Raw genomic sequence first — 21,355 nt, 5'->3', positions numbered from 1 at the left:
AAGAGGTGAATGCAATGTCCGAAATCGAGCCATGGTTAACTGAGCTGCTGCGTCTGAACGATGAAGAAGAGAAAATGACCGATAAACAGATAAAGATTGTTCAGGCCGCTGTGGAGATTTTCTCTGAGAAAGGTTTTGCAGGCTCCTCTACGAGTGAGATTGCGCAGAAAGCTGGCGTAGCCGAGGGTACGATCTTCCGTCATTACAAAACGAAAAAGGAGCTCCTCCTCTCGATCGTAGCACCCATGATGACCAAACTCATTGCTCCGTTTGCTGTCAAAGATTTTACTAAGGTATTGGAAGCTGATTACCCCAGTGTGGAGTCCTTCTTACGCGCGGTTACTTTGAACCGCTTGGAATTTGCTCGCAAGCACTTTCCCATTATTAAAATCTTCATTCACGAGATCCCTTTTCACAACGAGCTGCGGGAACAATTTAAAGAGAAGGTTGCCGTTCAAGTGTTGGAAAAGGCTTATAAAGCCATACGACATTTTCAAGAGCATGGTCAGATCATAGACCTCCCTCCTCCAGCAGCCTTACGGATGATTATTTCTACCATTATGGGGTTTCTTATCACTCGTTTTCTGCTAATACCAGATGGCGAATGGCAGGAAGAGAAAGAAGTTGACTACACGATCAATTTCATCTTGTACGGCCTAACGCCTCGTCCATAAGACGTTACAAAAAAAAGCTGCACATCCTTCTCCTTCTGGAGATATGGATGTGCAGCTTTTCTGTTATGCTACGCCGCTCGTTGCGCGGTCGATTGGCGATCAACCAAAATGAAGCGCTGCAGAAGCAAGATCGCAGCTAGGCAGAGCACGCCGCCGATGATGAACGGCAGCGAGTGCGCGATCGCGAACACCGCTCCGCCAAGCAATGGGCCTGCAATGCGGCCCAAGCTGTCCATGGAGGAGCTGAGCCCTGTCGCGACGCCTTGTCCAACCTTCGTGCGCTGCGTAATCAGCGACGTCACACACGGTCTGATCAGCGCGTTCCCTGCGCCGAAGACCGACAAGTAAATCGCAGCGGTTACGACGCTGCTGGAGTACAGCAGCAGGAAGAAGCCAGCTGCTGAAAGCAATAAACCGATGCCGATGACGAACTGTTCGGCACCTTGTTTCACTAGGCGGCGTACAACGCCACCTTGGATCAAAGCCCCGACGATGCCGCTGGCGAGGAACATCATGCCAATGTCAAAGGGCGTAGCGCCGATTTTGTCCATTTGATAATACTGCAGCGTGGCCTCAAGTCCTGCCAACGTGAACGAGACGAAAAACGAAAGCACGTACAAATATTTCGAAGCTCCATCGAAAGCGCTCCAGCGCGAAGGCGCTTTTTCCTTAGAGGATCTGCGCTTGTCCGCCGTTAAGGATTCTTTAAGAATCGCAGCAGCAAGTAAGAACGATGCAAAGGATATCGCAGCAGCTACGAAGAATGGCGTGTACGTTCCCCATTTGCTAACAATTCCGCCTACTGCGGGTCCAAAGATAAAACCTAGGCCAATGGACATTCCAACCATGCCCATGCCCTTCGTTCGATTCTCTGCGGTTGTAATATCCGCAACATAAGCGACAGCACATGCCGTAGCTGCTCCTGAGAATAAACCGCCTAGGATACGGGATACGTACATAATCCATAATTCATCATTAGCAAAACCGAAAATCAAGAAGCTAATACTAAATCCCAGCAGTCCAATTAGGATAATCGGTCTACGACCGATGCGATCCGATAGGCCTCCCCATATGGGAGACATCAAGAAGGAAGCGGCGGAATACACCGACAATAGTAAGGCGTTATGAAACTTCGCTCCTGCTCCATTCACTACTTCGGGCAGCACAGGAATGATAATTCCGAATCCGATAAAGATCGTCATCAGCAACAACATGATGATTCCAATCTGTTTATTCATGATGCGTTAAGCCTCCAAACCAATTCTTTTTCCTTATCGTACCATACCTTTTTTGGGGATGGAAATGAACATTTGAAGAACAAGTAGACCGATAAGCACGAATCCACTTGTCAGGAATGGCGCGTGATACCCATATACATCCCAGAGCTTCCCTGAAACAATGGGGCCAACAATCATCCCGAACCCTTCAATCGTGAGGAAAAACCCCCAGACTGCCCCCCTTTTCTCTGGTGGAATCGCTGAAGCAATTAACGCATTCCACGAAGGGATAATAAACGCATAACCCACGCCAAGTATCGCGACCAAGATATACAGCAGCCCCATTGATTTCACAAATGTAAAGAGCAGCAGCGATGCTGCGCTAAGTGAAAACCCGATGAACAGGAACGGACGAATCCCTAGGCGGTCCACCATTTTGCCCATGGGAACCAGACACAGCACCGTAACCGCTCCTCCAGCAACCAAAAAGAGGCTGTATTGAAAAGAAGACAGCAGCAAGACTTCTTTGGCATAGAGCGTTAGAATCGGCGTTAATATGCCAAGTGCGAATGTTTGTGCAAACATAGCTGGAAACATTAGTGGACTCACGGACATCGACTTCCGAACTTCGCTTAAATAGGTAGAGACACTCTGCAACCAATTGCGGCTTTTGATTGGCTGAGATTGAGAGTGAACATTGACACTCTCCTTTGCTCCATCAGGTTTAGTTATACTCCCCTTTTCTTTACGTGGGAGCATAAGCGCCACGAGGACGACTACCGTCATGCAGCCGATTAACAATCTGAAAGCAAACGTATAACTATCTTCACCAACGAAAAAATTAATCACAACAGGACCTAGTCCTACCCCTGACAGCCAAGCCATATACACGACACTCATGATTGTTGCTTTACCCTCATCACCTGCTACCTCTGTCGTTCCCGTAATGACACAAGGCCACAAAGGAGCTGTCCCAAAGCCAAGCAGCGCGCACCCGACTATCATCCACAGGTATTCCGTTGTAATCGACATAATAATAACCGATAGGAACGTCAGCAATACCCCAGTTAGCATCGTCACACGATAACCTAGCCGATCGATAATCCACCCAACGGGTGTACGTAATACATTATCGCCAATATATTGAGCAGCTAGTGTCCATCCGATCACAAAAGCAGAAGCTCCTAACGCTGTTGTCATATATACAGGCAAAATGGTTAAAAGCAACGCGCCCTTTACAAATTCGACAACAAACATAATAATTAACAGTTCCATCACAAATGGGGAAAATAACCGATTTTTCCGCCATTTTTGCAGCCAAATCATCCGATTTCTCCTTTATTTTGCCTATTTATTCATCATAGTGTTAGTTTGACCCCATTTTGTGCAAACTATTTTGAAAAAATTAACTTGCATCAAATCTCTAGTTTGATATACTCATTTTGTTTGTTGCAACTATAGCACAAGCAATCCACGATAGAAGGGAAGCGATAATCAGGTGGATCATACCCGTACACCCCTGTTCTCTGCATTGCTAGCGCATGCGGAAAGAAATCCTATTCAGTTTCATATTCCTGGCCATAAAAAAGGAGTCGGCATGGACCCGGAGTTTCGTGCTTTCATTGGCGACAACGCCCTTTCCATCGATCTCATCAATATAGCACCGCTAGATGATCTCCACCAACCAATGGGGGTCATTGAAGAAGCCCAGAAACTGGCTGCACATGCGTTTGGCGCGGATCATACATTCTTCTCCGTACAAGGAACCAGTGGCGCCATTATGACGATGATCATGACAGTCTGTTCCGAGGGGGACAAAATTATCGTGCCTCGGAATGTTCATAAATCCGTCCTAGCCGCGATTATTTTCGTTGGCGCTAAACCTGTCTTTATCCAACCTGCACGTGATAAAAATCTGGGAATTGACCACGGCATCCCTACCCGCTCCGTTCGTCGAGCACTCGAGAAGCATCCTGATGCGAAAGCCGTGCTCGTCATCAACCCTACGTATTATGGCGTATGTACGAACCTTAAAGAAATCGTCGATTTGGTTCATAGCTACAACATGCCGGTACTTGTTGATGAAGCGCATGGTGTACTCATCCATTTCCACGAGAAGCTGCCGATGTCTGCGATGGAAGCTGGCGCTGATATGGCGGCAACGAGTGTACATAAGCTTGGCGGTTCCATGACGCAAAGTTCGGTCCTCAATGTCAAAGGAAATCGTGTCAATCCTAAGCGAATTCAGACGATTATATCGATGCTGACTACGACGTCGACTTCGTACATTTTACTCGGATCCTTGGATACATCTCGTCGCCATCTAGCTTTAAATGGACGTGAGATGGCTGAACGCACAATTGAGCTTGCTCACTATGCGAGAAAACAAATTAACGAGATTCCTAACCTATATTGCTTCGGCGAAGAAATTCTCGGAGACGAAGCTACTTACGCCTATGATCCTACCAAAATCTGCGTTCACGTCCGTAAGCTAGGCATCACGGGCTTTGAAGTAGAGAACTGGCTGCGTGATCACTACAATATCGAAGTCGAGATGAGCGACATGTACAACATCCTCTGTCTCTTCACACCAGGAGATACGCCAGAGAATGTGGAAATCTTGCTAACAGCGTTGCGAGAACTCTCCCATATCAATGATGATGTTGTAGAGGTTAAAGAAGTTGTCATCAAGGTTCCAGCGATACCGCAATTAACGTTAACACCGCGTGACGCTTTCTATGGAGAAACCGAAATTCTGCCGTTCAAAGACTCTGCTGATCGAATTATTGCTGAGTTCATTTATGTTTACCCGCCTGGCATCCCTATTTTGCTCCCTGGCGAAGTCATTACGCAAGAATTAATCGACTATATTGTTGAGCATGTAGAAGTTGGGTTGCCTGTCAAAGGACCCGAGGATCGCAGTGTCCAACAAGTGAAAGTCATCGTGGAAACACAAGCGATCTTCTAGTGTTTCATCCGAAGGGATATATTGTAAAACCGTTTACATGATGCTATGATATGGGTGATGTTTTGCGAATGAGGTGATCAAGGAATGGCTCAAAGCGCTTATATTAAATTCGTAACAGGATCCGTTGTCGCCTCACTTACCTTGGATGAAATCAAGGACAAGCTGTTGCATTATCGCGATCAACTCAGCCAAACAGCCAAACAACTTGGTTGGGAGTATGATGAAGCCGGATTCCCTTATACGATTGAGACGAAGCCGGAAGGTGAAGGCAAATGGTTTTATCTGAAAGGCACCAACGCTTTATATCATACGATCGTCGTGGGGGTCGGTTCTGAACAAAACCAAGAGCAAGAACGCCAGTTCGTACAATTCGTATTACCTGACAATGCCACACACGGTGACAAGAGCAAAGGCAATGAATTCTGCAAATATTTGGGCAAACTTCTGAAAGCTGAACTTCATCTATTTAACGGTAGAGTCATGTATTTCAATCCTAGAAAATGAATCAACACAAACAGAAACCCCCTAACAGATCACTCTGCTAGGGGGTTCTTATGTATAGCTCTTATTCTTCGCCTTCTTGAGCCACGATTTCATTGTAAATCGTTACCACACGTTCCCACTCTTCCTCATCTTCAATGTTGACAAGGAATGCATCTTCGTCTTCTTCTTCAACACGGAAAATGACACCGTCTGCTTCAGGATCATTTCGATCTAGTAAAACAGCGTAAGCTTGCTCCTGAGATTGGAAGGTATATACCATGACCATTTCATGTTCTACACCGTTCTCGTCCGTTACGATAAAAACGTCTTCCCCTTGCTCGTCGTGATCGTGGTCACAGTCCGGGCCGTGCACATGATGCTTCTCATCGCTCACAGGCAGAACCTCATTTCATAAAGTAATAAGTTACTTGAATATCCTAACATTTTCATTATAAGAGGTCAAACCAGTTCATTCCCACTTCGCTTATTCCGCTTGAATTTGTTTCTCCGAAACGACCGTATAATCACTGCTGCCACTTTGCTGCATCGCAAACTTCACAACATATGTACCTGATTCCGAAAATGACACGCCATATAAAGGTACTTTTAACCAAAACGATTCTTTGGAGTCTGCAATTGATTTCTCGATTGGGGTGATCACATTGCGTCCACTAGGAGAAACAACGGACACGCGAACCGAATTAATGCTCGTTTTCAAATTATCCACCTGCGTGAATACGGTAAAGTTCACTTCATCTCCGCGCGCTACAACGCTGAAAGGGATAATTGACGAATCTTTACGAACTTCCGATGTAAAAAACATATGTACATTGGGCTTGAACAAGTAGGCCGTTTTACTTGCATCGTCCCACTTCAGTAATGCCTGTAAAGCATCGCTCATTGCACGTAAAGGCAGCACTGTCTTGCCATCTACAATAAGTGGTGGTACTTCTGAATCTGGGAATTCCTTCGTTTCATTGTTTACGACCAATCTAGCGATATTAAATCCTTTATATTCCCCCCATATCGAAGAGGCTACCACCGCAGCCGTACTTAAAACAAAAAACATCACCATCAACATAAAAATGCGCTGAACTTTCATCACTCTTAGCCTCCAACCTCGTTAGTCATCTGTTTGTCTGCATCATTATACGCCGATGGTTTAGAAGAGTTGCGATGAATTTAACTTTTTGCAATAAATTTTAGAACATGCTGCACATACACATCTGCTTCCAACTGATAGGAGCCGACATGCCCCCCACGTTCTGTTAGCCATATCTCAAATTGTTCCGGATGCCGCTCATACATTTCTACACTATTGGTATAAGGGATGGCTTGATCAGCTTTACTGTGAATGAACAAAATTGGCCTTGGTGCAATCCGATCAACAGCAGCTAACGCATCAACTGCATAAGTATTTACACCTATTAATTTTGGCAAAATAAATAGAATCAGTGGCGTAAAAGGTATTCGAGGCAACTTAGACCATACAGGCAGATTTTCCTTCAGATAAGGAATTAATTGACCAAACGCACTGTCTGTAATGACGCCAGCCACCGCTTTCTCTTCAGCAGCCGCTAAAAGGGATGAAGTTCCTCCCATTGAGAATCCTAGTAATATAATCTTCGTCGGATGACTAGTTGATGACTTCACCCAATCAATGGCACCAAGAATGTCTTCCTTTTCTAGGAATCCTATTGTTGTCGTCTTCCCTTCTGAGCGCCCTGAATTTCGAAAATCGTACATGAGAACATGGTGACCTGCCTGCACCAGCTGCTGAGCTAATGATAGTGCGGGTAGTCCCTTTTCCAGCCTTGTGCCCGCATAGCCATGGGACATAATTACCGTCGTTGCCATGGACGTGGATGGCGCGTTAGGCGACTTCAAGTACCAGCCATCTAACAGCACTCCCGCTGTTCGACTTGGGAACGTCACATCCACATGTTCAAGCTGATAATTCTTTGGTGTGTCATCTACTAATTTCCGCTCTGGATGCGTTAACTGCCAACCAACATAGGTCGAAATCCCAACTAAACAAAACAAAATAAGCAAAAAAAGGATACCTGCTACTAACCAGTTCATTATGAAATCAACACCTTCTTATTCGATACTTTAAGCTTGCTGAATCTTTATTTCAACATAAGTGGTTGAAAGTCGGCAACCTCCATGATACATTAGAAAAAGATGGAATTTGTCGAAAAATGGAGGCAGCTGAATGAGTTTGCAAATTCAAATGTTGGGAACCGGCAGTGCCTTTTCCAAATTATATTACAATACAAGTGCATTAGTCCGATCAGCGGATGCCCATATATTAATTGATTGCGGACCAACAACGCCTAAATCACTTCATGAACTCGGTATAGAGCTCGATCAAATCGATGGTATTCTCATCTCACATATTCATGCTGACCATGTAGGCGGGCTTGAAGAAGTAGCCTTTCGTTTATTCTATCAATATAACCGCAAGCGCGTAAAACTTTATGTGACGGCAGCATTAGCAGATACGCTTTGGGAGAACAGTCTTAAAGGTGGTCTCTATAATCCAGATGAAAGCTTCCATCAACTTCAGGATTACTTCGAAATCGTCTATCTCCAAGAGAGACAGCCCTATGCCGTTTCACCTAAGTTAACGATCGAAATTATCCCAACTCTACATATTGCTCACAAGCTCAACTATTCCATTTTTATTAACCACAGAACGTTTTATAGTGCAGATTTGCAATTTAATCAAGACTTGCTCCTTCATGAAGTTATAGATACAAGAGATTGTCACACCATTTTTCACGATTGTCAATTAAGTGGTCAAGGATTTGTGCATACCACATTAGATGAACTTCTTTCCTTACCCGAGCCTATTCAGAAACTCATCTATTTAATGCATTATGACGATCACATGCCTGATTACATAGGCCAAACAGGTCAGATGACCTTTATCCACAAACATGAAATCATCCAAATCCCAGATTAATCTATCTGTTAATCTAAAGCCTTAGAGTGCAACTTCTCAAGGCTTTTTTTCATACAAAAGTCCCTATTTTTCTCATTTTTTTTGATTAACAGCAGGGATTTTATGAAAAGTATAGAAATTGTCACATGAGTAGGTGAACGGCGGAAATTCCAATCGGGAGCTGATACGGTGATTATTAATGGGGTTTATTATGTTTATGTACTATTGTATGGCCTATATACAATTTATCTGCAGTCAGTATTGAACATCCCTTCATTCGTTCTAGCCATCATTCTTTTTGCTTTAGCTGTTCGCTTTGCCAATCTTCATCCTGCGATGCCTTGGGTTCAACTTCTTCTCATTGCTTCGCTACATGCACTTGGACAATCTAGTCTCTGCTATCCCTTATATTTATTAGCACTCTCACATCATGCTTACAAGGAAGAAGACAAGATCAAATCATGGGCCATGACTTTTGCTTGCATGATTACTTATGTGACTACGGTTAATTTCATTACCCATTCTGCCTCTCAAAACACGATGTATGGATTCATGAGTATCCTCGACTTCTCTGCTGTTACTTGGCTTACAAGAACTGCCCATCTTCGTACCGGTAAATTGGATCGCAATCGCAATGAACGCCATCTACTAACGCAAAAAGACTCCCTTACTGGTCTTTATAATTATGAAGAATGTCATCGCAGACTCGAACAACAAATCAAGCATCATCAGCCCCTAGTACTGTTTCTTATCGACTGTACGGATCTGAAGGCAATGAATACCTCTGGCGGATTCCAAGCAGGTAATTTCGTACTCAAGCAAATGGCGGATCTCATTCAAATTCTATTCAAAGATGCACTGTTCATAGCTCGATATGGTGGTGATGAATTCGCAGTGGTCATGCCTCTTCATAAAGATTTTCTGACTACCGCGTCTTATCAACAAAAGCTCGATTCTGAACTCCCCAAGCTGACTGGTATACAAAATACATATGGCATAGCGATATTTCCACAAGATGCTTTGACGAAAGATGATCTTATTTTGCACGCGGAGCATAACCTATTTATGAAGAAACGGGAATCATGGTTAAAACGCGAGGAACAAATGCAACGATCAGAGAAACTGCGTGTTGTCGGTGAACTTGCTTCTGGCATGGCACATGAAATTCGCAATCCCTTAACAACGGTGAAAGGTTTTTTGCAATTATCAAAAGCAAGCGATTACAATATTGAGAATTGGTATGGATTAATTATGGATGAGATTGATCGGATGAGTGATTTGACCGGTGAGTTTCTTCAATTCTCTAAGCCGCACCAAACCGTTTTTCAAAATCACTCGTTAAATGAATGCGTTCTCAAAGTGATTTCCCTTATTGAATCTGAAGCTACCAGCTCTGGACATGAGATTCATTTTCATGAAGCGGCATATGGGGTTCACATGCTAATGGATCAAGATAAGATGATTCAACTCTTGCTTAACATGATGAAAAATGCTTGCGAGGCGATGGAAGCAAACGGCTCTATCCACATGAAATTAAGCCGCGATCAGAAGAACGCGACTTTAATCATTGCGGATAATGGTCCTGGTATTCCGAGTGATCAGTTGGATAAGATTTTTCATCCATTCTTCACAACCAAAGAAACGGGTACAGGTCTAGGATTATCCATTTGCTATAAAATTGTACAGGATCATCATGGCACTCTAGAAGTCGAAAGCGAGCTCGGGATTGGCACCCGATTTATTCTTACTTTTCCACTCGCGGCAGCAGTGCCTACTGCACATGACAGTGTCTCTGTGAGTTAAAGTGTTTTCTTCATTCTGACATGCAGAATGCCAGCGTCGTAGAATGGCTCATCGGAAATCACTTGGTAACCTAACTGGCTATAAAAACCTTCTGCTTGGCATTGGGCGTCTAGAATGGCATATTTACAACCAAGTTCGAGGGCCTGTTGTTCCATAGCTAGAATAAGTTGTTTCCCTAATGAGCGTCCTCTGTAGTCCTTTAAGACAGCAACACGCTGTAGTTTGGCTGTTGCTTCTTGATATTCATACCATCTGGATGTAGCAATGGGTATTGCATCGTCCATGATGAGAAAATGATGACAGGCTTCTGGGGACTCATCCTTCTCATCCATCTCCAAGTGTGCGGGTACTTGTTGTTCATCAACAAACACATTAAATCGCACAGCAAAACAAGCTTTCAATTGTTCCATTGTCGTAACACGAATCGTTTCCATGTGGGCTTCTTCCTCTCTAAGATCGTTTCTTGATCTTATCCCATTCCGGAAATGTTGTCCACATTTACAAAGATTTCGGCTTTATTTTCTCTCCAGTAAATAACTGCATGTCCCGATGGCAAGCCCTAACAATGCGCCGGCCGCAACTTCACGTGGCAAATGGCCTAATCGTTCTTTCAATGCCTTTCTTCTTCTGGCATGGTAGAGTCCGGGGTGCTCTCTAGCGATTCGTTCGACCTGCTCGTCTAAATCATTCACTTCCACTGCAATCTCGCCAGCTGATCTTCGAATGCCCATTGCATCATGCATGACGACAGCCCCGAATACGGAGCTCACAGCAAAATCGATGGCTGAAAAGCCTCTTTTCATTCCGATATAGGTAGCTAATGCTGTAACACCGGAAGAATGGGAACTTGGCATTCCGCCTGTTTGAACCAATTGCGACCAGTCCCATTTTTTACTGAACACATAAGTTAATGGTAATTTGATGGCTTGAGCAGCGCCGATACCGACCAAAGCTGTAGTTAATGCTCGATTCATTTCCGTTCACCTCACTACTAGCATCCAACACAGGTTTAGATTCTATGCGCAAAGTTTGTTATACTAGACACATTGATTCTTATGTAAGGAGTGTAACTGATGAACATCGCTTTTTTCCTTTTACCTAAATCCGAAGTTATTACCGCGACTCCACAAGCTACCCTTCGCCAAACACTGGAACGAATGGAGTATCATCGATATACGGCTGTCCCTATTCTTTCGGATGATGGCCATTATGTTGGAACTGTAACGGAAGGTGACCTCTTGTGGTTTCTTAAAAATTCCGAACATATCGGCTTCGAGAATGCTCACCGGCATGTGCTCGACGAGGTTCCTCTTCGCGTTAAAAATAAACCCGTTCATATTCATGCAGAAATGATTGATCTCATTGATTTAGCAAAAGTACAAAACTTCGTACCTGTCGTGGATGATTCTGATAAATTTATTGGCATCGTGCGGCGGAGTGAAATCATTGAATACTGTGCAAAACAGATGAATTTTAAAGCTGAAGCTGTACAGCCCTAATCGATATCCCTTTTCATAAAAAGCAAAAAGGCTGATTGATATCAGCCTTTTTGCTTTTTATTATGGGGGCAAGTTATTGCACTTGGCCATTAGAGGAAGCTTTGGATGAGACAAATTCGCTTGCCCAGTCTACCATCCCGTTCATTAGCGTCAAAACCAGATTAACCGCATCTTTTTCCGTTAACGAGCCATTTGACTGACTGCTGACATACTGCGACGTCTTTTGCTCCAGCTTTACAACTAAATCTTTAATTTTCAAAAGCTCATTCGCTAAATCAGTTACTTGCTGGTTATTCGAGTTTCCTGCATTTCCTTGACCAGCTTTCATTTGCTGTGATTGATCTTGATTATTATTTTGACCATTGCTTGTTTGCTGCCCCTGATCTTGATTTTGGCTTTGAGCTTGTGATTGATTTTGGCCATTATCTTGATCTTGACCTTGACTTTGCGAACCATTCATTGCTGATTCCTGTTGTGCGTTATTCCCATTACTCGAAGAAGCCTGTTGCTGCCCCTGCGTGTCTTGAGAGCCCTGGCTACTTGACATCAACATTTTCTTCACTGATTCTAATTCAATAAGTACCATATCGTTTTGTTTCGTTAATTCATCCATTTGGAGCTTGAGATCCTGTGTTTTGATCATGTTGTCGAAACCTTCCTTCCTTTATTTCACAGCACCGCAAGCAATCCGTTTACCCGAGTTGCCTGATGGATCCGTCTTTAAATCGTCAGCCTTCTCATGAATGACTAAGCTTGTCCCATCAGGCTTGAACAGCGAATTAGACTTTCCTCTGTCTAGGACTACTACCTTTGTAACACCACTAAATCGTCCATTGCCTTGTGCATCCACAACGAGATTGGGCAGATCACCCGCATGTGCTCCTTTCGGATTTAAAAAACCATGCTCCTTCTGATGGGGATTGAAATGACTACCTGCAGAATCAAACGTCGGCGCTTCACATCTCGCTTTCTCATGAATGTGGAGACCATGAACACCGGGTGAAAGCCCACTAACCTGCACATCCATTTGTACACCGTTACTGACAGCGGTTAATTGCGCTGAACCAACAGATTGATTGTCGGCTCCTATGAGCGTAACACGAACCGTCTCAGGGGGCGCAGTGGGTTCAGCAACTGACGTACTCCTGACGGTTTGGCAACCAGACAATAGCATTAGACCCAAGCTCGCTGTCACCATAATTTGCATTGATTTCATCGTGTACAATCCTCCTGTAAAACCACACATTGGTATATTCTACCCTTAGGATGCACAACTGCCCTTACTGATAACCGCGTGACAGCTATTAAATTAAAAAAAACTTCCGTTTCAACAAAGAAAATGCCTGCAATCTTTCGATCACAGGCATTTTCATCATCGTCCTTTAGGATTATAAAATAGTCATGAGCTTGGCAATAATTTGGAGGTTTTCTAATTTGCGTTTGTAAAAGTTAAACTCAACTTTCGTATGTTCAACCGCATCTTCCATTTGTAATACCTGCTTCTGCAAATCCTTCGTATGTGGCCACAATTCAGCTTGCCGTTGAAGCTCATTCTTCCCTGTTACGAGACCTTCACCAATGATTTCATACTCTTTTGTTAGAAGCATATGTTTGGCCCAATTCAATTCTGACACGGCATCCACATAAATCGCTTCCGCTTGTTTCAATAACTCTGGTACAAGTTGTAGCTCCAAAATTACATCCGACCGATTCATTCGGATTCCCCCTATGAGTTTTCCTAGAAACTCAGCATAGTAATTCAACAAATATTGTTGCTTAGGCTCAATTATATTCATAGAAAAATAAAACATGCACAATCGCTGAAAGCCGCGAAAACAGTGGTTTTCTCCCCCATATCCGACGCGTTTCGCATCGTATTTCCCCTATAAAGTGACAAATCAATCAATTCCACATTAAATCTGATAGTTAGGTGTCCAAGCTACTTGTATAACCTATTAGAAGTGCTACAATGTTACTATACGTATCAGAGGAGGTGACAAAAATGAGCCAAGAAGAAGAAGTAGTTTCACAAAATGAAGAAGAAATCTCTGCTGAATCCACTGAAGAAGTGGTGAGTCAAGAGGCTGAAGCTGAAGAAGTAATCGCTGAAGCGATTGAAGAAGCAGCTGCTGCAGAGGAACAAGCTGAAGAAGCTGAACAATCCGAAGAATAATGAAACCGTTATCATAACTGATCACATATCACCCTCAACTTAACCGTTGGGGGTTTATTGATTTTTATGACTAATTTTATATAGAAAATATTGGCATGAAAAATTTCTTCGTTTTTTTAATATTTCGCGAATAAATATTCTGAACATTCAAATAATACTGGTGTACCATAAAAAAGGAGATGATTATGAATGGCTAGATCTAACACGTTAGTTGTCCAACAAGCAAAGGCAGCACTAGATCAAATGAAGTATGAAGTCGCTCAGGAAATTGGTGTTCCTCTCTCCCCTTCTGGTTACAACGGTAATTTGTTATCCCGTGATGCTGGCTCAATCGGTGGCACCATCACAAAAAGATTAGTGCAAATGGCTGAACAATCTTTAGGCGGCTACAAACGCTAATCCTTTGATGTAGGAGCAAGCTCAAAAAAAGACTGATTCACTCGATCCTCCTTAGAGTGAACCTCAGTCTTTTTTTCTATTCCCTTCAAATTCCTCTGATTTCCCTTCAATTTCCTCACCACTTGCTGTAAACATCTATATTTGATCTTATCGTTTTAGTATGATTACCTTGCTCGGATACCCGAAAAAGGAGTGTTGAACCGATGACCACACAATATGAAATTTTCCGTGATCCTTACCGAATGTTAATTTTACTGGCCACTTTAGTCAGTGAAAAGCAAAACGAACCTGCCCTTCAATTTGACAATGTCCCCTTTTTCGAAAATGAAACATTCCTTATTCAGCAAGACAAGTTTGTGTATAAGAAAAACGGTACTGAAATTACCTGGTTTCAATTTTTAGGAAGAGACATCGCTTGCAGCAAGGACCTTACACGTGAAGAGTACAATAAAATGTTTGTGGATTGCCTAGCGTCTTTGTATCATCTTACCTAACTATTCACACCTAACAAACGAAGAAGCCGATCATTAATGATCAGCTCCTTCGTTATTTCCTATATGTCTTCCTTATTTCTTCTTAACTTCCTCTACAAATACGTCACTTGCATCTCGTGTACTTCCGAGCTCAAGAATCGTATATTTCTTCTCACCAATCATAATCACATCTTCCACTTCCGGAAGCGGATCCCCCAAATACACAGTTCCTAGATATACATTACTACTCTTCAAACGCAAATTCCAACGATGCTGTTGTTTCGTCATAACCTTAGTCCTCCCAAACTCTAATGATCTCAAGTTACCATAAATTCACGCAAGAAGAAAGCTATACTAGGAAACATCGGATAGATATGTTACATTTACTTCATAATCTTTACCAGAAAGGCTGACAACGTGCAATGACAACTCTTGGTGTTACTGAAGAAGAGCGATCCCTTTTGCTCGGAAAAACCATCGATTCACCAACTGCAGAAAGCGATCCTACTGCTTTTCTTCCACGGTCCAAAAAGAAGAGAAAAGCTGATTCAAACTTAAAAAAACTCCTCTTTTTCTGGCGGAAGTAAGCTCTCCAACAATTGACAATCTCACGATTTCTTGGTATATTACTACCTGTATCCATAAACGACTTGTTAGCTCAGCTGGGAGAGCACTATCTTGACAGGGTAGGGGTCAGTGGTTCGAGCCCACTACAGGTCATATCGAAAAACCCTTACGAAGTAAGGGTTTTTCGTTTTTTCAGGAAACAAACATAGCTAATGCTTCACAAACTAAAGAAAGTTGGAACATGATGTTTATCTTAGTAAAGAAAATTATTGAAAACAAAAGTGTTAACCAGATTTTTATGCTAGCTTTATTATTTTTCTCTGCTTACTTAGCAGCAAATTCAAATAAACTTTATAACATTTTCCCTATTGTTACAGTTGGTATATTGATTTTTTCATGCCATAAGTTTTCTACTCTTCAAACTAAATTTAGTATTTTATTATTTGGTTTGCATCTATTAATCAACACAATGAATTATGTGCGAATTAATTATAATGATGATGCTAATAGGCTTGTTTTTTATTTCTATGCACTTTTCATTCTTTATTTTGTTTTACTAACTACTTTGGTGAGAACAAAAAATAATACTTCTCTGATTAAAATGATCTTTTATGTATTAATTGCATTTTTTACTACAGTAATTTATTTTAATGTTGGTCCATTTAATTTAGGAATTGATTGCATTGAGCAACCGACATATGAAAAATTTCAAGGTTGCAGCAAAGCAACTTCACAATTTAATCTTTTTAAAGCAAATATCATTAATGCTTTGGTCATTTGCATTTCAATCTTTGAATCAATTTCAAATGGATTTGACTTTTTCTCAAAACAAACAAAAAGCAAATCTCAAGTCTCGGATCATAAACTTTCTGATTAACAGCAAACCCGTGAAGCCCTATGCTTCACGGGTTTTCCTCTTTACAACCCTAACATCCCCCGAATCGCCCGCTTCGTCTCAGCAATTGCTTCTCTTAAAGGCTGGGTCTCACCCTGAAAAGGATGAACACTTCCAAAAGTATGGTTCCCATCAGGAATCCTCACCCACGCGATATCGGCATGATTCGCAACTAACTGCTCAGAGCCACGAATCCCCCGCTCGCCATCCGCGGTGCCTTGTATGAGCGTGATTGGAAAAGTAGCTCCGCTGATTCTTCCAATAATATCAAACCTCTCTTGATTGAGCTCCATATCTTCTAAAATCTCAAGATCAAGCGGCATCATCTGCTTGGTTCGCCCATTCATGGTGTAGGATCGTCCTGTGGCTCTCATCTCTGCCTTATTCTCTGGCGTTAGTAAATCAACATACGTAGTGCCATTCCAGCTAATCACACCTGCGATGTCCTCCGGATGATCTAAGGCATAGATCAGGCTCACTGCAGCTCCTCTGCTATGCCCTAGCAATAGGATCGGTTTCATTGTCCCTTCACGCTTATGTATTTCAGCAATGACGGCTTGGATGTCTTCAAGATCTTTGGAGTAGGTATCACCTGCGAATTTCTCAAGCTCAGTAAATTCCATTAACTGTTCACCCACACCATTATGGGAAAAATTCAACGCAACCACATCAACTGTTTCTGCTAGTTCATTCGCCACATGTGGGAACATCCCCCAATTTTTAAATCCCTTGTAACCGTGACACAGGAGTAATGTCCCTTTACTTGATTCGCTTTTGGCGCTATAAATATCGCCTCGCACGACCCGCTCATCTGCCATATGTAATTCAAATGGTATGCTTTTAGTTACTTCCATACAAATCTCCTTCCTTTCAATTAAATCCTACTAGTTACTCGTTCAACCGTTTACTATTGTAATTTTATCATACATGAATTCGATCAAGGAACACGTTTCGTTTAGGATTCGTTTTTATAAAATCATACTAAAAAGTAAACACTTAACTATGGCAAACCTATACGATTAAGGAGGAAGCTTTCACATGTCTTCAGTCCGCTCTACACACCGGCATCGAACCTTACTTATCACTTTCCTTCTTGCGCTCCTATTGACGCAATCGGTTGGACATAGCGCCTTAGCAAATGATAGCGCACCATTAAAAAACGAACCCGTTGCTGATTCCGACTCGATAGTATTACTTGTAGCATCATCACCCCGAGCTGCCTATCAGACGGAGGTAACGATTGAAGATAAATCGTTAAAACGTGCACTTGAAGCCAGCCTCAGCGCAGATCCCTATACTGAACCCATACTCCCGGACACAATGCTGCGCTACAACACGAAGAATCAAACTGTACGGTTAGGTGTGACTCCGACTGGAGATGTAATCGACTTGGCGGCAAGGCAAATCATCAAGTTGCCTAGTAAAGTACAGGAGACTCTCCAATCACACGTACAAACTCTTCGCTCCAAGCACTATGGCGAACTGTTAACTTGGGAGGAAGCAAGTCTCGTGCTTCCCAAATTCAGCTCTTTTTCCATCCTCGATGTAGAAAGCGGCCTTAGCTTCGAAGGGCAGCGTCGCGCGGGCTCCCACCATGCGGATGTGCAGCCGCTCACGAAAGTCGACTCCGCGACGCTCAAAAGCATTTATGGCGGCCAATGGAGCTGGGACCGCCGTGCGGTCCTAGTGAAGCTGAACGGCCGCACACTTGCCGCCTCCATGCACGGCATGCCGCATGGCGGTGATGGTATACCGGGAAATGACTTCAACGGTCATTTCTGCATTCACTTCCTCGGGAGCGTAACCCACGGCTCCCGCTCCGTTGACCCGGCGCACCAGGTCATGGTGCACCGAGCCGCAGGCTTGCTGCTGGACTACGTCAGCAAGCTCTCACCCTGGGCGCTGATCGACGTATGGATCAGCGCAGCACATCAAGGTGATCTGCAGCTGCTGCAGGTCACCACAGGGCAAGAACAGGCCATGCATGTGCGAAGCATGCGCCGCCTGTCCAAGTTCACGGAGCAGGATGTATCCCAGCTCCTGCAACTAGACACCGCGGTCGACGTGACGATGACCGCGGCTCGAGCTTCCGCGGTGTCGAGTCGCCGCGTTCTCTTTCATCTTGAACGTGCCTCCGTGCAAGATCGATGGTACATACGCAGTGCAGTCATCCAATGACGAAAGCCCGGCCACTTTGGAAGTTCCAAAGCGTTCGGGCTTATCTTTCGTTTCTTTCGTTTTCTTTAAATTTCTTCATCTATACTTTCGATCCTATTCCAAACTTTGACCGGAAGCCTTCCGTAATTCATTCGCAAGTCGATGGAATTCATTCTGTGCAGGAACAGAGGATGTAGCCCCATACCCTGCTGAAAGGAATGGAATGATCGCATTAGCATCTTTCGCACTCATTGGATAGCTAGGAGGTTCGGGCGTAATGCGTGTATTCCACCAGCCTTCATTCCCGTAAGATTCATCATAATCGATCGCAATACCATTGGCCATGACATCATTGAGATATTGATAAATATGAATAAACGTCGATTTCTTCCCTGCACTCCAAGCATAGGTCTGCCAGAATCGCGAGCAAGCACCCGCAGCATAAACAGCCTCCATGACGGCATAGGAACCATAAACACCTGTCGTGTAAGCGGGTGTTGCCTCACTGGCCGCTTTAATATAAGCAATGACCGTCGGCATTTGGGCTGCAGATACATCAAAATCAACGGCGAAATAAATACAACTCCCCGCCGGTTGGCCCACTTGAGCGGCAACTTGTAACGCGGTTGCTCCGTCTGCCAAACCAGCACTTCTCCCGCCTAACGCACGATTCGCAGTCGTCTCATACACGGAAACCAACTGTAAACCAGCTGCGCTAACGGCATCAGCCTCTGCTTTTTTTAATGCCTTCGCACCACTTGGCACCAAATATCTGGCGACAAATTTGAATCCTTGTCCGACGAAAGCAGCCGCTCTTTGTGCCGTAAGCGGTGTTGAACAATCAAACCCTTTCGTCACTTGCAATCACCTACTTTCCAATTGGTATTCTTAGCATATGCCAAAAGAGCGACTCCCGACACTTACATGCAACTAACGTCCCATTTTCGGGCACAAAAAAAGGCTCCTCTCCATGGAGAAAAGCCCTTGCTTCAATCTGTTTATCTTCTATCTGTTACCCTCTCTATACGCTTCTATCCGTTAGTCCTCTTTCGTACCAAATCGGATTGCATTTCGTTCTTTCGCGCGCTGCGCTTCCACTTCACGATTACGTGGCTCTGCATGCGTCACCAGAGAGTCCATTAATTTCTGCGCAGCTTGCGCTACTTCATGAATAGCCAACTGGAATGCTGCCTCATTCGCTTTAGAAGGTTCTGTGAATCCTGAAATTTTGCGTACAAATTGCAAAGACGCAGCACGAATTTCATCCTCCGTTACTGCTGGTTCATAATTGAAAAGTGGCTTAATATTTCGGCACATAACTGACTCCTTCAGGGCTTTTCATCCAATATAATAGATGCTATGTATTTTTACAAGATTGCGCACAAGAAGAATTATATGGAAATCATAGCCATACGGGTTTATGATAGATAGGAGTATTCATAATAACTAGATACGGGTGAGTATATTGTTTCTTTATGACTACATTGTTAATCTATCTATTTTTTCGCTCTTTGTCAGCACGCCATTAGTAATACGTTCCTACATTAATCATCGGCCACTTAAGCTGCTTCGCCTTTGGGTAGGTATTTATGGGGGACTTGTTTCGATTGTTCTCGTCATCCTAGCGGTCAAGCAACAAGGATTTACTTACGACATCCGATATGCCCCTGTCATTCTCATTTTTGCTTATCTGGGGCCAGTCCCAGGGTTAATTACTGGTTTCTTCTCGTTACTTGTAAGGCTGTATACGGGTGGAAATTGGACGCCAGCCATCGTAGGCTGGGCAATCATCATGGTTGCTTTCTCCCTCATACATGCCTATATCTCTCATCTCTCCCCACTGAAAAAAAGTATTACGCTATTTGGTGCCTATACTGCACTCTACATATTCACTGTGTTTACTTACCATATTTTAACAGATCAACCACTGTTTCATGGGCAATATCTCTTGTTTGTGATGTTAGGTGTCCTGCTAGGAACCCTACTCATTGAATCTAATGAGAGAGTCAGAAGAATGTTCACAGAGAAAAAACACATCGAGCAAACCCTAGAAGCTAGTGAATCTAAGTACCGACTCATCGCTGAGAATACATCGGATTTGATCATGATTATGGATAAAGATCTCTCCATCAGTTACTTTTCACCTTCCCACGAGACTGTACTGGGCTATAAGGAATTTGTATTGGAAGGTACAGAATTGTGTAAGTTCGTACACCCTGATGATGTGTTGATGTTCCTGACTAGAATAAAAAACATGTTCGAACAATTCGAGTCGCACTCCATGGAATTTCGGTTTAAACACAATGAAGGTCATTGGATCGAATTTGAATCGCGCTGCATGCCGGTCAAAGCAGATTGTGGAAACATAGCCCATATCGTAATTATTAGCCGAGATATCTCCGAACGCAAGAAAGCGGAAGAGTTCCTTTTGCAGTCTGAGAAGCTATCCATCGTTGGAGAATTGGCCGCAGGTGTGGCACATGAAATTCGCAATCCCCTTACAACCATCAAAGGATTTATTCAAATGTACAAAAAGGAAAACCCATCGATTAGGTATAATGATTTGCTCCTTAGTGAGCTAGAGCGTATTGAAACCATCACGAGTGAGCTGCTCTCCATGGCCAAACCCCAAGCTATTCAACTTATTTCAACGGATATTAAAGAATTGATTGTATTTACGATCGAGTTCTTCTCTCCACAGGCACTTTTGCGTAATATTGAAATCAAGCTTTTTTGCGAAGAATCCACTCTTCTGCTTACCTGTGAAAAAAATCAAATCAAACAAGTATTTCTGAATATTCTAAAGAACGCAATCGAGTCCATGCCTAATGGCGGTGAGATTCACATTAACTTGCACAAAGATTCAGAGAATGAGTGCGTTATCATGTTTAAAGATCAGGGCAGTGGTATAGCCGAGGAAATGCTTCCCCGTTTAGGTCAGCCCTTTTATAGTTTGAAAGAAAAAGGCACGGGGCTCGGTCTCATGATCAGTCATAAGATAATTAAGCAACACCATGGCCATATTACGTATCAAAGCAAGATCAACGAAGGCACTTTGATTGAAGTCAGACTGCCGTTGACTGTAGAATAACAGCAAAGC

General features: G+C 43.3%; 26 protein-coding genes and 1 tRNA gene. 13 read left to right on the top strand and 14 right to left on the bottom strand.

What is annotated here, in order from left to right; genetic code table 11:
* Window positions 1-14 precede the first annotated feature (14 nt).
* A complete protein-coding gene (locus tag J2736_RS13045) occupies window positions 15-674 on the top strand; it encodes a TetR/AcrR family transcriptional regulator (RefSeq protein ID WP_310227157.1) in 660 nt (219 codons plus the stop codon).
* A 68-nt stretch (window positions 675-742) separates the two neighbouring features.
* Here J2736_RS13045 and J2736_RS13040 read toward each other — a convergent pair whose 3' ends face one another.
* Both J2736_RS13040 and J2736_RS13035 read right to left on the bottom strand, forming a co-directional pair.
* A complete protein-coding gene (locus J2736_RS13040) occupies window positions 743-1,912 on the bottom strand; it encodes an MFS transporter (protein ID WP_310227155.1) in 1,170 nt (389 codons plus the stop codon).
* Window positions 1,913-1,945: 33 nt separating this feature from the next.
* Complete coding sequence (locus J2736_RS13035) at window positions 1,946-3,217, bottom strand: MFS transporter (protein ID WP_310227153.1); 1,272 nt, start codon at window positions 3,215-3,217, stop codon at window positions 1,946-1,948.
* A gap of 172 nt (window positions 3,218-3,389) precedes the next feature.
* On the opposite strand from J2736_RS13035, the gene J2736_RS13030 reads away from it, so the two are divergent.
* Both J2736_RS13030 and J2736_RS13025 read left to right on the top strand, forming a co-directional pair.
* Entirely contained in the window at window positions 3,390-4,859 is a 1,470-nt protein-coding gene (locus J2736_RS13030) for an aminotransferase class I/II-fold pyridoxal phosphate-dependent enzyme (protein ID WP_310227151.1), read from the top strand.
* Between the two features lie 84 nt (window positions 4,860-4,943).
* Window positions 4,944-5,363, top strand: a complete 420-nt coding sequence (locus J2736_RS13025; RefSeq protein WP_310227149.1) for a DUF1885 family protein — start codon at window positions 4,944-4,946, stop codon at window positions 5,361-5,363.
* A gap of 61 nt (window positions 5,364-5,424) precedes the next feature.
* Here J2736_RS13025 and J2736_RS13020 read toward each other — a convergent pair whose 3' ends face one another.
* The 3 genes from J2736_RS13020 to J2736_RS13010 all read right to left on the bottom strand — a co-directional run bounded on the left by J2736_RS13020 (window position 5,425) and on the right by J2736_RS13010 (window position 7,424).
* Window positions 5,425-5,736 carry a DUF1292 domain-containing protein gene (locus J2736_RS13020; RefSeq protein ID WP_310227147.1) on the bottom strand — a complete coding sequence of 104 codons (312 nt, stop codon included), beginning with the start codon at window positions 5,734-5,736 and terminating at the stop codon, window positions 5,425-5,427.
* Window positions 5,737-5,826: 90 nt separating this feature from the next.
* Window positions 5,827-6,444, bottom strand: coding sequence for a stalk domain-containing protein (locus J2736_RS13015; RefSeq protein WP_310227145.1), 618 nt, complete (start codon window positions 6,442-6,444; stop codon window positions 5,827-5,829).
* A gap of 80 nt (window positions 6,445-6,524) precedes the next feature.
* Window positions 6,525-7,424, bottom strand: a complete 900-nt coding sequence (locus J2736_RS13010) for an alpha/beta hydrolase (RefSeq protein ID WP_310227143.1) — start codon at window positions 7,422-7,424, stop codon at window positions 6,525-6,527.
* 133 nt (window positions 7,425-7,557) lie between these two features.
* Here J2736_RS13010 and J2736_RS13005 point away from each other — a divergent pair, with 133 nt between their 5' ends.
* On the top strand, window positions 7,558-8,310 hold the full coding sequence (locus tag J2736_RS13005) for an MBL fold metallo-hydrolase (protein ID WP_310227141.1): 753 nt from the start codon (window positions 7,558-7,560) through the stop codon (window positions 8,308-8,310).
* Window positions 8,311-8,478: 168 nt separating this feature from the next.
* The gene (locus tag J2736_RS13000) at window positions 8,479-10,092 is read left to right on the top strand and encodes an ATP-binding protein (RefSeq protein WP_310227139.1); all 1,614 of its coding nucleotides are present in this window, start codon (window positions 8,479-8,481) and stop codon (window positions 10,090-10,092) included.
* On the opposite strand, the gene J2736_RS12995 is transcribed toward J2736_RS13000, so the two are convergent.
* Together J2736_RS12995 and J2736_RS12990 are read right to left on the bottom strand one after the other, a co-directional pair.
* The gene (locus J2736_RS12995; RefSeq protein ID WP_310227138.1) at window positions 10,089-10,526 is read right to left on the bottom strand and encodes a GNAT family N-acetyltransferase; all 438 of its coding nucleotides are present in this window, start codon (window positions 10,524-10,526) and stop codon (window positions 10,089-10,091) included. The two genes, J2736_RS13000 and J2736_RS12995, sit on opposite strands and share 4 nt — an antisense overlap.
* An 81-nt stretch (window positions 10,527-10,607) precedes the next feature.
* Window positions 10,608-11,066: a divergent PAP2 family protein gene (locus tag J2736_RS12990; RefSeq protein ID WP_310227136.1), complete on the bottom strand. Its 459-nt coding sequence runs from the start codon at window positions 11,064-11,066 to the stop codon at window positions 10,608-10,610.
* 99 nt (window positions 11,067-11,165) lie between these two features.
* Here J2736_RS12990 and J2736_RS12985 point away from each other — a divergent pair, with 99 nt between their 5' ends.
* Window positions 11,166-11,591 carry a CBS domain-containing protein gene (locus J2736_RS12985; protein ID WP_310227134.1) on the top strand — a complete coding sequence of 142 codons (426 nt, stop codon included), beginning with the start codon at window positions 11,166-11,168 and terminating at the stop codon, window positions 11,589-11,591.
* Between the two features lie 73 nt (window positions 11,592-11,664).
* On the opposite strand, the gene J2736_RS12980 is transcribed toward J2736_RS12985, so the two are convergent.
* From J2736_RS12980 to J2736_RS12970, 3 genes are all read right to left on the bottom strand, one after another.
* Window positions 11,665-12,234, bottom strand: coding sequence for a hypothetical protein (locus J2736_RS12980; RefSeq protein ID WP_310227132.1), 570 nt, complete (start codon window positions 12,232-12,234; stop codon window positions 11,665-11,667).
* Between the two features lie 21 nt (window positions 12,235-12,255).
* Window positions 12,256-12,807, bottom strand: coding sequence for a superoxide dismutase family protein (locus J2736_RS12975; protein ID WP_310227130.1), 552 nt, complete (start codon window positions 12,805-12,807; stop codon window positions 12,256-12,258).
* Window positions 12,808-12,979: 172 nt separating this feature from the next.
* The gene (locus J2736_RS12970) at window positions 12,980-13,306 is read right to left on the bottom strand and encodes a hypothetical protein (protein ID WP_310227128.1); all 327 of its coding nucleotides are present in this window, start codon (window positions 13,304-13,306) and stop codon (window positions 12,980-12,982) included.
* Window positions 13,307-13,593: 287 nt separating this feature from the next.
* On the opposite strand from J2736_RS12970, the gene J2736_RS12965 reads away from it, so the two are divergent.
* From J2736_RS12965 to J2736_RS12955, 3 genes are all read left to right on the top strand, one after another.
* Window positions 13,594-13,764, top strand: coding sequence for a hypothetical protein (locus tag J2736_RS12965; protein WP_310227127.1), 171 nt, complete (start codon window positions 13,594-13,596; stop codon window positions 13,762-13,764).
* Between the two features lie 189 nt (window positions 13,765-13,953).
* The gene (locus J2736_RS12960; RefSeq protein WP_068670616.1) at window positions 13,954-14,163 is read left to right on the top strand and encodes an alpha/beta-type small acid-soluble spore protein; all 210 of its coding nucleotides are present in this window, start codon (window positions 13,954-13,956) and stop codon (window positions 14,161-14,163) included.
* A 203-nt stretch (window positions 14,164-14,366) separates the two neighbouring features.
* Window positions 14,367-14,657: a hypothetical protein gene (locus J2736_RS12955; RefSeq protein WP_310227125.1), complete on the top strand. Its 291-nt coding sequence runs from the start codon at window positions 14,367-14,369 to the stop codon at window positions 14,655-14,657.
* A 72-nt stretch (window positions 14,658-14,729) separates the two neighbouring features.
* Here the strand turns inward: J2736_RS12955 and J2736_RS12950 are convergent, their stop codons facing one another.
* On the bottom strand, window positions 14,730-14,924 hold the full coding sequence (locus J2736_RS12950; protein ID WP_028558119.1) for a hypothetical protein: 195 nt from the start codon (window positions 14,922-14,924) through the stop codon (window positions 14,730-14,732).
* Window positions 14,925-15,283: 359 nt separating this feature from the next.
* On the opposite strand from J2736_RS12950, the gene J2736_RS12945 reads away from it, so the two are divergent.
* Together J2736_RS12945 and J2736_RS12940 are read left to right on the top strand one after the other, a co-directional pair.
* A tRNA-Val gene (locus tag J2736_RS12945) sits at window positions 15,284-15,356 on the top strand.
* An 88-nt stretch (window positions 15,357-15,444) separates the two neighbouring features.
* The gene (locus J2736_RS12940) at window positions 15,445-16,080 is read left to right on the top strand and encodes a hypothetical protein (protein ID WP_310227121.1); all 636 of its coding nucleotides are present in this window, start codon (window positions 15,445-15,447) and stop codon (window positions 16,078-16,080) included.
* Window positions 16,081-16,121: 41 nt separating this feature from the next.
* Here the strand turns inward: J2736_RS12940 and J2736_RS12935 are convergent, their stop codons facing one another.
* A complete protein-coding gene (locus J2736_RS12935) occupies window positions 16,122-16,952 on the bottom strand; it encodes an alpha/beta hydrolase family protein (protein WP_310227119.1) in 831 nt (276 codons plus the stop codon).
* A 184-nt stretch (window positions 16,953-17,136) separates the two neighbouring features.
* Between J2736_RS12935 and J2736_RS12930 the strand changes: the two genes are divergently transcribed.
* On the top strand, window positions 17,137-18,276 hold the full coding sequence (locus J2736_RS12930; RefSeq protein ID WP_310227117.1) for a hypothetical protein: 1,140 nt from the start codon (window positions 17,137-17,139) through the stop codon (window positions 18,274-18,276).
* Between the two features lie 93 nt (window positions 18,277-18,369).
* Here the strand turns inward: J2736_RS12930 and J2736_RS12925 are convergent, their stop codons facing one another.
* Window positions 18,370-19,113, bottom strand: a complete 744-nt coding sequence (locus tag J2736_RS12925) for a DUF1906 domain-containing protein (protein WP_310227115.1) — start codon at window positions 19,111-19,113, stop codon at window positions 18,370-18,372.
* Window positions 19,114-19,293: 180 nt separating this feature from the next.
* A complete protein-coding gene (locus J2736_RS12920; protein ID WP_310227113.1) occupies window positions 19,294-19,572 on the bottom strand; it encodes a DUF2277 domain-containing protein in 279 nt (92 codons plus the stop codon).
* 139 nt (window positions 19,573-19,711) lie between these two features.
* Between J2736_RS12920 and J2736_RS12915 the strand changes: the two genes are divergently transcribed.
* Window positions 19,712-21,346: an ATP-binding protein gene (locus J2736_RS12915; RefSeq protein ID WP_310227111.1), complete on the top strand. Its 1,635-nt coding sequence runs from the start codon at window positions 19,712-19,714 to the stop codon at window positions 21,344-21,346.
* Window positions 21,347-21,355 lie beyond the last annotated feature (9 nt).

The sequence above is a fragment of the Paenibacillus qinlingensis genome, assembly GCF_031455095.1.
GTDB lineage: Bacteria > Bacillota > Bacilli > Paenibacillales > NBRC-103111 > Paenibacillus_E > Paenibacillus_E qinlingensis_A.
This window is presented reverse-complemented; position numbering and strand designations above follow the sequence as displayed.